The 13,982-nt window shown below is 54.6% G+C and carries 17 protein-coding genes and 1 pseudogene; 7 read left to right on the top strand and 11 right to left on the bottom strand.

Features of this window, described 5'->3' with window-relative positions; all coding sequences use genetic code 11:
• Positions 1–2: 2 nt before the first annotated feature.
• On the bottom strand, positions 3–461 hold the full coding sequence (locus ACWJ62_RS01535) for a DUF4174 domain-containing protein (protein ID WP_449284606.1): 459 nt from the start codon (positions 459–461) through the stop codon (positions 3–5).
• Between the two features lie 179 nt (positions 462–640).
• Positions 641–1,945 carry a ferredoxin reductase family protein gene (locus ACWJ62_RS01530; protein ID WP_449284605.1) on the bottom strand — a complete coding sequence of 435 codons (1,305 nt, stop codon included), beginning with the start codon at positions 1,943–1,945 and terminating at the stop codon, positions 641–643.
• A gap of 187 nt (positions 1,946–2,132) precedes the next feature.
• Here ACWJ62_RS01530 and ACWJ62_RS01525 point away from each other — a divergent pair, with 187 nt between their 5' ends.
• Both ACWJ62_RS01525 and ACWJ62_RS01520 read left to right on the top strand, forming a co-directional pair.
• Positions 2,133–2,882, top strand: a complete 750-nt coding sequence (locus ACWJ62_RS01525) for an SDR family NAD(P)-dependent oxidoreductase (protein ID WP_449284604.1) — start codon at positions 2,133–2,135, stop codon at positions 2,880–2,882.
• A 37-nt stretch (positions 2,883–2,919) separates the two neighbouring features.
• Positions 2,920–3,432, top strand: coding sequence for an MOSC domain-containing protein (locus ACWJ62_RS01520; protein WP_449284603.1), 513 nt, complete (start codon positions 2,920–2,922; stop codon positions 3,430–3,432).
• 4 nt (positions 3,433–3,436) lie between these two features.
• Here the strand turns inward: ACWJ62_RS01520 and rho are convergent, their stop codons facing one another.
• The 3 genes and pseudogenes from rho to ACWJ62_RS01505 form a co-directional block, all read right to left on the bottom strand.
• Positions 3,437–4,420: a transcription termination factor Rho gene (gene rho, locus ACWJ62_RS01515; protein ID WP_449284602.1), complete on the bottom strand. Its 984-nt coding sequence runs from the start codon at positions 4,418–4,420 to the stop codon at positions 3,437–3,439.
• Entirely contained in the window at positions 4,417–5,787 is a 1,371-nt protein-coding gene (locus ACWJ62_RS01510) for a S41 family peptidase (RefSeq protein WP_449284601.1), read from the bottom strand. The genes rho and ACWJ62_RS01510 overlap by 4 nt, the downstream gene beginning before the upstream one ends.
• 87 nt (positions 5,788–5,874) lie before the next feature.
• Positions 5,875–5,994, bottom strand: a pseudogene (locus ACWJ62_RS01505) (glutathione S-transferase N-terminal domain-containing protein); the annotation flags it as partial.
• 92 nt (positions 5,995–6,086) lie between these two features.
• On the opposite strand from ACWJ62_RS01505, the gene ACWJ62_RS01500 reads away from it, so the two are divergent.
• Together ACWJ62_RS01500 and ACWJ62_RS01495 are read left to right on the top strand one after the other, a co-directional pair.
• Complete coding sequence (locus tag ACWJ62_RS01500) at positions 6,087–6,431, top strand: DUF2956 domain-containing protein (protein WP_449284600.1); 345 nt, start codon at positions 6,087–6,089, stop codon at positions 6,429–6,431.
• Positions 6,432–6,639: 208 nt separating this feature from the next.
• Complete coding sequence (locus ACWJ62_RS01495; protein WP_449284599.1) at positions 6,640–7,182, top strand: nucleoside 2-deoxyribosyltransferase; 543 nt, start codon at positions 6,640–6,642, stop codon at positions 7,180–7,182.
• 28 nt (positions 7,183–7,210) lie between these two features.
• On the opposite strand, the gene ACWJ62_RS01490 is transcribed toward ACWJ62_RS01495, so the two are convergent.
• From ACWJ62_RS01490 to gcvA, 4 genes are all read right to left on the bottom strand, one after another.
• A complete protein-coding gene (locus tag ACWJ62_RS01490; protein ID WP_349517745.1) occupies positions 7,211–7,627 on the bottom strand; it encodes a helix-turn-helix domain-containing protein in 417 nt (138 codons plus the stop codon).
• Between the two features lie 23 nt (positions 7,628–7,650).
• Positions 7,651–7,944 carry a type II toxin-antitoxin system HigB family toxin gene (locus ACWJ62_RS01485; protein WP_449284598.1) on the bottom strand — a complete coding sequence of 98 codons (294 nt, stop codon included), beginning with the start codon at positions 7,942–7,944 and terminating at the stop codon, positions 7,651–7,653.
• A gap of 179 nt (positions 7,945–8,123) precedes the next feature.
• On the bottom strand, positions 8,124–8,786 hold the full coding sequence (locus ACWJ62_RS01480) for a hypothetical protein (protein WP_449284597.1): 663 nt from the start codon (positions 8,784–8,786) through the stop codon (positions 8,124–8,126).
• Between the two features lie 50 nt (positions 8,787–8,836).
• Positions 8,837–9,715 (bottom strand): transcriptional regulator GcvA, encoded by an 879-nt coding sequence (gcvA, locus tag ACWJ62_RS01475; protein WP_449284596.1) that lies wholly within the window; start codon positions 9,713–9,715, stop codon positions 8,837–8,839.
• 126 nt (positions 9,716–9,841) lie between these two features.
• Between gcvA and ACWJ62_RS01470 the strand changes: the two genes are divergently transcribed.
• The gene (locus ACWJ62_RS01470) at positions 9,842–10,015 is read left to right on the top strand and encodes an RSP_7527 family protein (protein ID WP_449284595.1); all 174 of its coding nucleotides are present in this window, start codon (positions 9,842–9,844) and stop codon (positions 10,013–10,015) included.
• A gap of 135 nt (positions 10,016–10,150) precedes the next feature.
• Here ACWJ62_RS01470 and ACWJ62_RS01465 read toward each other — a convergent pair whose 3' ends face one another.
• Together ACWJ62_RS01465 and ACWJ62_RS01460 are read right to left on the bottom strand one after the other, a co-directional pair.
• Positions 10,151–10,453 (bottom strand): hypothetical protein, encoded by a 303-nt coding sequence (locus ACWJ62_RS01465; RefSeq protein ID WP_449284594.1) that lies wholly within the window; start codon positions 10,451–10,453, stop codon positions 10,151–10,153.
• A gap of 116 nt (positions 10,454–10,569) precedes the next feature.
• A complete protein-coding gene (locus tag ACWJ62_RS01460; protein ID WP_449284593.1) occupies positions 10,570–11,460 on the bottom strand; it encodes an alpha/beta hydrolase in 891 nt (296 codons plus the stop codon).
• Between the two features lie 242 nt (positions 11,461–11,702).
• Between ACWJ62_RS01460 and ACWJ62_RS01455 the strand changes: the two genes are divergently transcribed.
• Positions 11,703–12,134 carry a tautomerase family protein gene (locus ACWJ62_RS01455; protein ID WP_449284592.1) on the top strand — a complete coding sequence of 144 codons (432 nt, stop codon included), beginning with the start codon at positions 11,703–11,705 and terminating at the stop codon, positions 12,132–12,134.
• A 563-nt stretch (positions 12,135–12,697) separates the two neighbouring features.
• Entirely contained in the window at positions 12,698–13,657 is a 960-nt protein-coding gene (locus ACWJ62_RS01450; protein WP_449284591.1) for an ImmA/IrrE family metallo-endopeptidase, read from the top strand.
• Positions 13,658–13,982: the final 325 nt, after the last annotated feature.

The raw sequence follows: 13,982 nt of genomic DNA, 5'->3' as shown, positions 1-13,982 counted from the left end.
CCCTAATCGCTGGCGCTACTTCGATTGGTGCGCATCTCCCGAATGCGCATCGGCATGGCGTCGATACGGCGGAAAATAGCGTCGAGATCGAAACTGGATTCGCGGCTTTTGATACCGCCGTCCTTGCCGATCAAAAGGACCCGGCCGTAAGAACGGGACTCATCAAGAACAGCCTTGATATCGCTTTCGAGGCTGCCCGAAACCGCTTTCTGATTAGAAACCACATCCGACCCGGTGTTCACAAACCAGACAATATCCCGGTCATCGATCTCGGCCCGGGCACTCCTGAGCGTTTCGATCTCGCTGCCATTCTCGCTGGTGGCTTGAACCAGGACAAGCCGGTTCTTCCACTGGTAGTCGTTCAGCCTGTTCATGTCGGCCCCGTGAGTCGTCAGTGTGATAAGCGAAAGCACCACCGTCAGAGTGGCTTGCCTTGTTGTGGCGACTAGATTGAAACTCATGCCTTTATTCCCGTGATCATTACTCAAGACGATACGAGAACCTGGGCTCACCTGATCATACCCCTGGCCTGGCTTGGCATCAGCGCAACACAAAAAGCAGCAGGATCAGGACCAAAGTAATGTTCAGCCCCCAGATGACCAAAGAGAGCCGCCGCCGCTGAGTCAACCGCTGGATTGGCTTAGTCATAGCTGAACCGCTCCGAGAGAATCCGGTGAGCGGGTGTGCCCCGCTGGATCAGGTGATCTTCAACAACATCCATCATGACCGCCGGCCCGCACATTACAAACACCCAGTCACGGAACTCCTGCTCTGAAAAGACACGATCCATCAGCGCGCCATCAACGAAGCCGGTTTCTCCCTGCCAGTCTTCCGGCGGCTCTGACAGCACATAGACCACACCCTCATCGCCCAACTCGTCCTGATAGGCGATCTGCTCGACAATCCGGTTGCCATAAACCACCTTCACCTTGCGCGAATCGCCGGTCAGGCGCATTTGCCGGAGTATGCCCAGCAGCGGCGCGAGGCCAACGCCACCGGCGATGAGCGCGACCCCGGGTTCCTCGCGACCATCAACCGTAAGGTTGCCATAAGGGCCATCCAGATAGGCGACGGTGTCAGGCTTTATCTCGCCAATAGTACGGGTGAAGTCGCCAAGCTCCTTGATCATGAAGCAGACGTCCGGCCCGGCCGCCGGTGCTGCGGAAATGGAGAAAGGGTGTTCCTTCATCGAGAAGGGGCTATGCCCCACCTTCAGCCAGGCGAATTGCCCGGCCTGGTAATCCAGACCACGGTGACCGTTGGGGGTCACGGTCACTTCCCATTGCTTTGGCGTCAACCGGGCGACCGACGTCACACGCCAGGGGCGAGCCTTCTGCAGCCAGGGAACAACCAGGTACACCATCAGCAATGAGCCAACCGCCACACCCGTCATCGCCAGCCACACCCAGGTCATCACCGGCTGAGACCCATAACGCCCGCCATACACGGTATGGTGCAACAGAAGTACCGCGATCAGTAGCGCGCCGAGCCCGTGTAACAGGCGCCATATCTCGTATCGGTAGCCCAGCTGGGTGCGCCCGATGGCCATGACAACAAGGCCGGCAAGCAGCAGCCAGGCGATAATGCCTGTCGCCAGATCGGAAAAATCCGTCGTGAGCGTCAACTGGCGCGTGGGGTCCCATGGGCGCTGCCCTCCTGTCGGCGTCCCCTGGTAAAGAAACGGGTGCAGCAGAGCAAAAGCCAGCGCCGTGCGAGCCATGACCTGGTGAAACCGCATGGTCACATCCATGCCGACGTCATTTGAAATGGCCCGGAAACGTCCGGACAGGATGAATTCCACGAGGATCATCGAAAAGGCAAGAATGCCTAGGCCGGAGGCCAGTTCCTGGTGGAACTGCCGTGGTGGGCCTCCTACCCATGCGGACAGGAGCAACGGCAGGGTGACAGCGACAAGGTAAGCAACGATCAGAAGGAGCGGTTTCATCTGGAGAGTCTTTTTCTTTTCCTTTGATCATGCAAGATACCCCTAATGATAGCCAATACTGTCAACTTGGGGGGCACCCGAGCTCTGAGTGGCAATTGCAAAGTGAAATTCAAAGAGAGAACCTAGACAAAACAGTTCGCGGTGCCCGAGGGCGAGACCAAACCTTATGGGAAAACAGGAGCCTTCAATGACGTTTGATTTCCACGGCCGGCGCGTCATCGTCGCTGGCGGCAGCAAGGGTATTGGCCGGGCCATCGCGTTGGGCTTTGCCCGGGCCGGGGCCAGCGTCTCTGTGTGCGCCCGCGGGCAGGCGTCCCTGGACGCTCTGGCAAAAGAAGTGGCAAGCGAGGGGCTGGCACTGCATGTGGCCCCCTGCGACATCGGCGACAAGGCCGAGCTGGAAACTTATCTGCAGAACGCCATGGACGAGCTGGGCGGCCTGGACGTGCTGGTCAATTGCGCCTCGGCATTCGGGCGGGAGGACAACGAAGAAGGCTGGTTGAGCAGTGTTGAAGTGGATCTGATGGGCACGGTTCGCGCCGGCCATATCTGCCTCCCGGCGCTTAAGGAAACCGGGGGCACGATCATCAACATTGCCTCCATCGCCGCCCTGCACGCCTCGACACGCACCGCCCCCTACGCAGCCATCAAGGCCGCGGTCGCTCACTACACCGGCAGCCTGGCGGTGACCATGGCCCCGCATAAAGTGCGCGTTAATGGCATTGCCCCTGGCTCGATCGAGTTTCCGGGCGGCGTGTGGGATCAGGCCCGGCAGAACAATCCTGAGCTCTACCAGCGTATTCGCGGAGGGATTCCCTTCGGGCGCCTGGGCACGCCGGAGGAGGTCGCCGACGTCGCGTTATTCCTGGCCTCCGATATGGCCCGCTGGATTACCGGCCAGACACTGGTGGTGGACGGCGGCCAGGTTTTGTCCTGAGCCACCAATTCATCGCCCAAGGAGTTTTAGAACGCCCATGCCCGAATCGACCCCACTTCAAACCCTGCTGGACACACTTCCTCAATGCGGCCGCGTTGAGTGGATTGGCATCCGCCCTGCACGCGGCGAACCCATGCAAGTGCTCGAGAGGGCGACGGTCAGCCCGGGCAAGGGGCTGGACGGGGATCGATTCAAGGGCCGCGACACCAGCAAACGACAGGTGACCCTGATCCAGAGAGAACACCTGCATGCCATTGCCTCGTGCCTGCAGCGGGAAGCCATTGAACCCGACGTTTTCCGGCGCAACATCGTCGTCTCTGGCCTGAACCTGCTGGCCCTGAAAGGCAAAAGGTTCCGGATTGGTGGTGTGGTGCTGGAATACACGGGCCTGTGCCACCCCTGCAGCAAAATGGAGACCGCCCTCGGGCCGGGTGGGTACAACGCCATGCGCGGGCATGGAGGCATTACTACACGAGTGGTTGAAGGGGGTGAGCTGGCTCTTGGTGACGAAGTGCAGGCGTTGCTATTACCCCAAAAGGATCAGCCCTGAGCCATCAGCGCACCGGGCCATCGTGACCGGGGATGTTTTTCAGAAGCTCGGCGTTTGTGGGGTACTTCTCAAGCAGCTCAACCAACTTTTTTGTGCCCTCTAGCGGTTTGAGACCGCCAAGCGCCCGGCGCAATGCTCTTATTTTGTCTAAATCTTTTGGATCCAACAGCAGCTCTTCACGGCGTGTACTGCTTTTCGAAATATCGAGCGCGGGAAAGATTCGCTGATTCGCAACGTCTCTCGATAAAACCAGCTCCATGTTCCCCGTGCCCTTGAATTCCTCAAAGATAACCTGGTCCATACGGCTGCCGGTATCCACCAAAACGGTTGCCAGAATGGTCAGCGAGCCGCCATTCTCAATGTTTCGTGCAGCGCCAAACAACCTCCGCGGAATCTCCATCGCTCGAGCACCCACCCCACCAGACATAGTACGACCGCTGCTCTTTCGCTCCGCATTATGCACACGCGAAAGCCTCGTGAGAGAATCAATCACTATCATGACGTTGTGACCCTCGCCCGCTTGTTGGCGGGCGATATCAAGAAGTTCATCGGCAACGCGAACGTGATGAGCATAGCTTTCATCCGAAGAAGAAGCGTGTACCTCAGCCGGAACGCTACGCCTGAAATCAGTGACCTCTTCGGGTCGCTCATCTATCAATAACGCGTACAGTTTAATCTCGGGATACGCCTTTCCCACCGACTGGCAAATATGTTTTAAAACCGTCGATTTTCCAGACCCCGGCGGTGCAACGATCAAACCTCGCTGCCCCATTCCAATCGGCGTGATCAAATCCATCGCGCGCACCGTGAGCTGTTCGGAACCCAGCTCCAGGCGAATCCCCGGCGCTGGATTGATAGCCACAGCATTTAAAAAACGTTTTTGTGGATCAGCCTCACCTTCTACCTCAACCTTGGCTTCGGCTTCCTGAGCTACTGGTTTAGCGTCCTTAGTTCGTTTTTGGGTTAAACCTAATGTCTTTCTCGTCATGATCGATTGATAGCTCTTGTTTGATAGATATTTTTCGACATTACCCGCTCCAGCATCGGGTCTTTGCCTTCCTCGCGCCCTTTTCGGCCAAGGTACTTGAGACGGATGTGTGGCGGGATGCCGACATCTTCGTATATTTCACCGTCGTAGGCCCGGTAGATTTCATTGGACAAGGTCAGGTGCCAGCCATTTGGCAGATGGCGCTCGAGCGTGTCGGAAAGGATGCCCTGAGTAGGCTCGCCAATAAGAGTGAGACGGGGATGCTGCAGCAATGAGAGCACGAAGATTTCTGCGGCACTGGCCGTTAGCTCGCTGGTCAGCACAAACAGGTTGCCCTGGTACGTCTGATTGACAGGCGTGACATAGACAGACTGCTTTCCGGTGAATCCATTGCCATGACGGGCTGACTTGGTGAAAGCCAGCCGTTTGCGATCCATCAGGTACGCTGCAAAGCGTAGTGCGACACCATCGTACCCCCCACCATTATTGCGAAGATCGATCACCAGATTGGGGAGCTCGCCAACATCTGCCAGCACCCTCTTCATCACACTATCGACCGCACTGAGATCCGCAGCCGGTTTGCCTGACTTGCCGCTTTGCCCGGCCATGGCCCGGATGTTCAGGTAACCGATGAGGTCATTAAGGCGCCCCCACTCCACCAGCCGGTTGCCGCCATGGCTAACGGCGCTTGCGAGATAGTCCTCATGGATCACGTCACGCGCCGACTCTTTGAGATCGCCCAGGTAGCTGGTGAGCTCCCGGTCATCATTGGCGTCTTCAAGTTCCCGTGTCAGCCGCCTGAAGAGCGCCGGCTCGGCACCTGCCCGGTAATGACCCAAAGGTGAATGCAGACGAATATGGCCATCCTTCAGGGGCCGTAGCATCGCAACCATGATGGCGAAGAGCGTTTCCTGTGATGTGTTCGCGTTAATCTGGGGAAGATAGTCATGATGCGCCTGGTCCCAGGCCACACCCTTGAGTTCAAACAGGGCGTATTGCTCGTGAAAGGTTCGCCAGAAAACGTCAAAGTTGTATTGCGGATCCTTTGCCCTGTGCCTGTGACTTTCAGTGACACTGGCGGGCAATCCTTTCAGGCGACGGAAGCTGATACGTGCTACGCCAGTTACCCGATGGGCACTGAACGCCTGGCCACCAGGGGATACCGCCAAATCTTCGTAATAGTGACCGAGTTCGTCAATACTGCCCGCATGAATCTTCCGGCAGCTGATGCTGGTTTCTTCAAAAAGGGTGTACCAATCTTCCTCGATCAGCAACACAGTGCCGTAACCCTGGGAACGCCAGACACCCTGCAGGCTTGCAAAATCAGGGCTGGAAAGAGAACTGCCGACGCGTTGGGCGGGTTTCATAGAGAACTCCAGGTCCATTTCTGTTGTTTTCAGACGTCAGGCTACAGTCACACAACCATTGCACCTTTCTTCGCCGCAAAAATTAGTCTGCGCCGGCTTGTTTTTTAACACGATCTCCCGCAGCTCCACCGTCAGTCCGGCAAACAAGATCCCGAGCCGAGCGCGCATAGCGTAAGGGCAACGACGGAAAGAATATAAACGAGGCAGCGGAAAGGTAATGGCGTGGCTCCTGGCTGAATAAACGACGCCGATCTTAACCGTTATAATAGCCCATTCACCAACAACCCGAGCCGAGCCCTATGGCAAAAATCAAAAAGCAGCCACCGTCACCGCAAACCCAGGAGGAAGCCTTGGCCATGGCAAAGGCGACTCAGCGGCCCCGGCAAAGCAAGGAGCAGACAAAACTGATCGCGCAGGGTATCGAGAAGGGCATTGATCAGTATAAAAAACAGCAAAAAGCCAAAGCCCGTGAAAAAGACAAACAGCGCAAAAAACAACAACACCAAACAGCGACCGAAAGTGCGGAACAAAATCCTGCAAAATCCGAGATCCGCTATCGAACCCCATGGCTACCTTGGGCGCTGCTACTGATCACCTGGGCTGGAATCGGTCTCTATATACTGGGCTTGGGCCTGGGGGGCTAAACGAATCAATGGCGGCCAGGTTCATGCTGGCGTCTTCGTGGATGGCGGTGTGCAGGCGACCGCCGGTTTCAAAAAATAGATCCAAAAAATAGATCTGTCCCGGTTTTAGGTTTTATGCCGGTTTTCGGATCTGTCCCGGTTTTCCATTTCTGCTACCTGGAAAATACTGGATGCTATCCTGCAGTTTCATCAGCTCCATGAGGCACCCATGACGAAGCCAAAACGAATCTACCTCGCCGGCCCGGAAGTTTTCTTCCCCGCAGCTGAACATCAGGCCATCGTGGCCGAGAAAAAACGCCTGCTTAAGGAATACGGACTGGAGGGCATAGACCCGCTGGATACTGAACTGGCATTGTCCGCCAACGAGGCGAAATTCAGGCGCGGGCATCGGATCTACCGGGCCAACCGGGAACTGATGGACAGCTGCGAGGCCATCATCGCCAACCTGACCCCCTTCCGCGGCATCAGCGCGGACCCGGGCACCGTCTTTGAGGTAGGTTATATGATCGGACAGGGTAAGCCGGCCTTCGGGTTTACCCTCGAAAGCCGATATTACCGGGAACGAGCAGGCGCCACCGACCTGGACGAACTTGGCCATACCATTGAGGACTTTGAAATGAGCGACAACCTGATGATCGAGGGCGGAATCTACAGTTCCGGTGGCCAGCTCTTCGTGGCAGAACAGCCCGGCGAACACCGATACTTTTCGGCCGAGCTTTTCCGCCGTTGCGTTAGGGCGATAAAAAAATAAATCTGTCCCGGTTTTTCTCTTTTCCCTTTCAGAAAAAGAGTACCGGAGACACCCCAAACCGCTTGCCCAGTGCTTCCATGTGTCTGCGGGTCAGTTTTTTTCCTTCAGCACCATTGAGAATTTTACTCACATTGCCCTTTGAACCAAGCTCTGGCAGATCAGCAACCCCAAGCCCGTGTTGGGCCATCAAGGTTTTGAGTACGGCAACACCTCTGTCAGTTTCAGCGACAGCCGCATTAAAGTCAGAAAATTCTGCTGCCTGGTCCTCCCAGCGCTCAATGCTGACAGCCAGAACCTCAATTAACAGTCTATTGGCGTCGTAGTCGTCCACCAACTGATCCATAAGCTCCAATGCTCGCTCGTAGTCGTCCTGAGTCTCAATATGGGCGACAAAAGGCACCTGAGCCAACGCTTCTCTGATTTCTAAAAAAGCAGGCGATAACATAAGCCTCACTCCCTATTCCGACACTATTTGTCGGTCAGCCGATCGTATTCGGCGTGGCTACAAATATGTTTCACGTACATGCGATTATCACGAAACTCAATGAAGGCAATCAGCCGTAAATTGTTGCCTCCAATGTCGATAACCCACCATTTGTCCCTGTATTTGAAGTTGTCCAGCGACGGGAAAACCCGGCGCAACTGATCAGGCGTGTCGAACCTCCCATTTCGCAACGTGGTGTAGGTATTCACCAGCGCGTCCTGATCATTGGGAAACTTCTTGGCCGCATCGTTGAACGACTTTCTTGAAATTATAGGCACAAAACGTCCTTGTTTCCTTTTTAGAAACTTTAGCATGGAGTTTCAAAAAAGGAGACACGCTCTTGAAACCGGCCGCGGGTGGTTGAAGGGGGTGAGCCGGCTCGTGGTGACGAAGTGCAGACGTTGCTAATACCCCAGCCCTGAGTCATCAGGGAGCAAGAGGTCGGCAGTTGTTCACGTCAGATCCTCCGCAACGCATCATCAAGATCCAACTTACGAAACGTTTGGCGCAACGTGTCGCCGGCCAGTCGCGCCTCCCATTGCCTGCGCTGTTCCCGCATCGATTCATCGGCAGGCAGGGAGTCGAGAACAGACAATGCATAATCCCGGAGCAGTTCACTCCGGCACTCGATGACAAGATCGGACGACGCCGCAGTACCGGACGCGGAGTAGGCAAAGCACTGCTGGACATTGCGCCTGGCGCTTTCCCGTTCAACCGGTGAGATCGCAACCTCTCGCCCCTCGTTGTCGGGAACCAGTAAAACGTTCACGCCCCGCCCGTTAATGGCCTCGGCGGTCTTCTGCGCATCGATTGGAACGTGGACGTTCTTGTGGTTTGGCCAGATGTCGAACATGCCATAGTCGGCACAGGGGGCCTCTCGCTGAAACGTAAAGAAATCCGGGTAGGCATAAAACTCTGGCCCGCGCTCGCGATAGCGGTCATAGAACGCGGTGACGTAGGCCATGATGAGGTTCATTGCACCAATGCCCTCAAACCGACGAGGGACAACGATGCCAAGGCGATCCGTATCCTGAAACGAGAAGAACAAGTCCGCGTGCGGAATGGCCTCGCCATCCTGGGTGATTTTGAAATCGGTGCCTCGAAGGCTGCTACTGTGCATGGTTGTGTCGAACGCTCTTAGAAAATAAATCTGTCCCGGGCTCGGTTTCGTTACATCTCGCTCATCAGCCACTCCTTGAAGGCTTTCATCCCGACGGTCAGCGGACGTTGTTTGCGGTAGACCAGATAGAAGGCCCTATTCGTATCGAGCTGGATGTCGAACGGCACCACCAACTTACCCGATTTAATCTCACGAGACGTCAGGGTGCTATCAGCCAGCGCAACTCCCAGGCCCTCCTGGGCCGCCGCCGTGGCCAGTTGCCCACTGGACATCTGTAGGCTGCCCCGGGCGGATATAAAATCAACGCCCGACTGTTGCAGCCAGTTCTCCCACTCCCACTTCCGTTTGCTGACATAGATCAGAGTGTGTTTAGCCAGGTCTTCAGGCTTCTCCAGCGGTAAATCACCGTCCAATAGCTGCGGGCTACACACCGGCACCAGCATTACTCTGCGCAGAAAATGCACTTCGATATCGTCCCATTCACCACTCCCGAAATAGACCGCCATGTCGGTACTGGTGCGATCGAAATCCAGCAGCCCCATGGACGCGTTAATTTCCAGCTCAATATCCGGGTACAAGGCCTGGAATCGCGCCATGCGAGGCATCAGCCAGCGGGTGAGGAAGTTGGGGGCAACGCTGATCTTGACCACGTTGGATTCCTGGTTCTCAGTCAGGCGCTGGGTGGCCATCTCAATCTCGTCGAACGCGTGCCTGACAGATGTCAGGTATTGCTCGCCTGCCGGGGTCAACGCCACCGTTCGCTTGCTTCGGCTAAAGAGTGAAAGACCCAAATATTCTTCAAGTGTCTTCACCTGATGACTGACCGCCGATGACGTCACGAAAAGTTCCTTGCCAGCTGCGACAAAGCTGCGGTGTCTCGCGGCGGATTCAAATACCCGAAGCGCATTGAGCGGTGGCAGGTGGCGCATAGCATTTCTCGATTGATGAGATTATTTCATCATTCTGCTGAGAAACGATCGCTTTTTCAACAGCCCCATACTCATTAATATGCTCCCTATCGAAATGACTCACTTATCAAACGAGGACACAGCGTCATGAGTTACCAAGCTCCGAAACTGACCGAAGACGGCAATATCGACATGAATTACTACACCCAGCTTGCAAAGCAACAGCGTAGTGAGCACATCGCGCAGATGGCGGCGTCACTGAAAGCCAAGGTCAAATCCTTTTTCCACGTGAAGCTGCCAAAGCTGTCTACCAGCCATTGACCTGTGTTCCCTACAGTGCTCAATGACCTCGAGCGTGAATTGGCTGGTTTCGCCGGCGCTGGCGAACCAGCCTGCTTCTAGGCTTTTCCGACATACAGGCGGGAAATAGCGTGAAGATTGACGTAGTAGCGAAGTTCAAGAAGGGAGAGTAGAAATGCCGTCGGTCTCCGTCACCGTTTTTGCATCCGCCCGTTCAATGATTTTGAGAAGTGTGGACTGAATGGTTTCGTCTTCCCTGGCATCACCGCCACTTGCGAACGTTTGCTTCTGGGGTTCCGCGCCCTCTTCCTCGGTATAAGAAATCACAACCTCGCTGGCTGAATCGGGCGTTTTGCCAGAGTTCGCTTTACCAAAGTACTCCAGCGAAACCAACGGATAGCCGTGAAAGCCCTTCTTGACCTGCTTTGCGATACGCTTTTTTGCTTTATCCACATTCATAGTGAGGGCCTGTCGCTGCGGTTGTTATCTGAGTGCACATCCGCACCCAGTCGATACCATTCGCCAATTCTATGCCCTTAACCCCATCCAAAATAGCTCTGCCCCGGTTGTCGCTGTCACCGTAAAAACCGGGACAGGAAATCCAACTGATCTTCGATGGACTGCTCCAGAGCTTCGCCCTGATAGACATCAAAATGACCGACCGGATAGTGCTTCACTTCCGCGTTCGGCATTCTCGCCGCCGCTTTGACAGCAGCACTCGCCGGGGCGACGGTATCGTGGTCGCAAATCAACACCAGTGCCGGGCAGGCGACTTTGCTGGCCAACCGGATGGGCCGGAAAAGAGGAATCGCATAACTCACGCCCGCGGCGACGTAATTCGACGCGTTATCCGCCAGCAAGGGAACATACCCCTCCTGGCAGTCCTCAGCCGTCATCATGCCCAACTCGCCGGGGCGTCCGGCCGATGCAATATACCGGGGAGACATCCCCAGCCCACGACGAAGCCAGTCAACCGTTCCGTGCCAGGTCAGGCGCATGGCCTGCATGAGGCCGGCATAACCGACAACCCCCAGCAAAGACGCCAAACCATCCATCATCGGGCATTGGGAGATGATGCATTTCACGTTCCCATCTTTTGCCGCGGCCGCAACCACAAGCCCGCCAGAAAACGACGTTCCCCACAGGCAAATGCGGCTGCCATCGACACGATCAAGCTGCCGCGCAAAGTTCAGTGCCGCCAGCCAGTCCGCCACTTCCTTCCAAGGGCTCAGCGTCTGCCGTGGCTGACCATCACTGTCACCGAAATGGCGGTAGTCAAAAGCAAAGACCGCATAACCCGCATTGCAGAAAGCTTCTTTGAACGGTGCCAGACCGCTGGCATGAGTCAGCCCAAAACCATGGGCCATGACGACACACGGTAAACCTTTACTCTGGGCATCTGGCGTGTAAAGAACACCGCGACAGGTTGTACCATCGCTCTGAAATTCCTGGGGCGTTTCGATCATTGTCTGGCTCGCATGCTTGAGGGTCGAGAGTCTCAGGATAGCTCATTGCTTCAGGATCTAACCGGCAGTTCAATAATCTCACCAACCACACCGCCCTCACTCACCTGCAACCGCCCCACCATGATCGGCAGCGTAAATCGCCGGGGCCAGGCAGATAAGCGTTGCTATAGTGAAACAAGTCCGCCTCACTCCCATAGTGGCGAGATCCAGTGCAAACGTACAACCCATGGCAGGAGTTTCCCATGCCCACTTACACCGTCACGGTCGCGAATCTGCCTCTGTCGCCGCAGCAGAAATCACAGATCGCCGAGGCCATAACAGCGGCCCACAATACCCAAACCGGCGCTCCCCGGCTCTTTGCCCAGGTTCTGTTTTCTGCGGCCAATAAGGGCGACCACTTTGTGGGTGGCAGAGTGAACACCGCGCCTCACGTGTATGTGCACGGATTGGTGCGGGAGGGCAGAAGCATCGAGATCAAACAGGCCCTGATGAGCCAGATGCTTGAAGAAATCGCCCAAATCGTAAACATCTCGGCTGAAGATGTCTGGATCTATCTGCAGGACATTCCGGCCACCCAGATGATCGAGTTTGGGCGGTTTTTGCCAGCGCCGGGCGATGAAGCTGAGTGGGAAAAGGGAATGTCTTCGGAAAAGCGGGCCAGTTTGTCTCAATAACCGGAGGCTGTCACTCTACGATAAGATGCAGACTGACCTTGGAACCCTAACAATAAGCGCCAGAGACAAGAACAGCTCAACGAAGATGAACAGCAACTACAAAGTCGCTCTACTCATCGACTGCGACAACGTCAGTCACCTGCACATCGAGGGTTACTCCAAGAGCTGGTCAAATAGGGGTGTGAACGGACGAGAGTTGGGGACAATCACTCTGGCGTTTAATGGCATTAGCTTTAGGCCATGACGTGGGCCAGGAATTAAATCTATTCCGGTTTTCGCCTACGGCGGCCATACACAACATCTAGTACTTTACACTTTCCTTTGTAAGCAATTGAAACCACCATAAACTTAGTCACCCAACTGTTTTTAAAAACTTTTTCCCAAACCTTTCTTCAAAATCCATAGTTCCGCTCTTGCTCACTGACCACTATATCCTGTTATACTCAGTTTATGGTTACTTTTTGACCAGCTCTGACGCTTTCGGTTGCTCCTCTGGAAACGAGCAAAAGGCCATTAGCAAAAAGCAGGAAACCATAGAGCTAGTCGAGTTGAGGACAGTCCCAATGAATAGAAGAGTCTCTGAAAGCCGCAGAGCATTACAAAACCCCTACTCATTCATGGAAGAGCTGGAAGAAGGACACGCTGAAGAGGAAGCGAAGTTATTCCAATCGGCTAGTAAGGCCCAAGCCGAACCAAAAGCCGATTACCCTGGCGTACTTCACAATCCATATCATGCAGCAAATAACGAAGGGCTGGATTTGGATGAACCTCAGGGCAAACATTCAGCATCGCGGATCAACGATGAATTTCCTGAGCTTCAAATATCCGCTGATAAGCCGAGGCAGTATTCTCGTCAGCAAATACAAGTCGAAGTAAAACGTCTGCATCGACTAATATGGGGCGAAAAGGAGAAAATATGGGGCGACAAAGTACCAGAAAATCCTGTTGAAATGCTCAATGTTAGAGTCGCCGCAAAATTAGCTGGTTTTGAATTTCAAGAGCTAAGCGGTATTGGGGTGCATCAAACCTCAGCTGGTGACGCCGAAGTAGCTGGTTTGATAGACCCCACAAATAAAACTATTTCCATTTCACGACAACTAAACCCTAAATCAAGAAGGTTCACGGCTGCTCACGAGATAGGGCATGCAATCCTTCATGACCTTCGAGGATCTCTGCATCGTGACAGGTCAGATGAGATACTGAAGCCCAAAAGAGATCGCGTAGAGAAAGAAGCCGATGAGTTCGCCACGCTATTCCTCATGCCAGCAAAACTAGTCGAAGCACGTTTTCTGGAAGCCTTCTACAACAAACCTTTCACCGTGACCAATGAAACTGCCTTTGCTCTTGGTTTTACCAATGTGAAGGAACTGTTAAGAAAGTACCCAACTCGCAGGGAGCTGGCAAAATTATTGGCTAGCACCGAAAGATTCAATTTCATCAACAGACAATCTTTGGCAGACCAGTTTGGCGTCTCAGTGGTGGCGATGGCTATAAGGTTGGAAGAACTCGGCTTGATTGAGTGACAACCCTCAAGATTGCTCTGTCCTAGTACATGTCCGTACCGAAAAAAGCTGCAAGGCATTGCCTCGCAGCTCTGTGAAAAACCGGGACAGATTTATTTTCCAGACGCCGGCCTACCCGGCTTCCGCCTTTCAACTCTGGTACCGATGCGCTTTTCTAATTCATCGACGAACTTATTGCCACCAGTCAGCTTGTTGCTATTGATCGCCGAGCGAATCAACTCATCTGACTGTGAATCATTTTTCCGCTCAACAGACTGCCGATAGGCTCAGCCCGCATCATTAGCCGAAGCACGTTGGAGGTTGATAGTGACTTCCTTTAACGCTG

It is taken from the genome of Marinobacter sp. PE14 (genome assembly GCF_053566155.1).
This window is presented reverse-complemented; position numbering and strand designations above follow the sequence as displayed.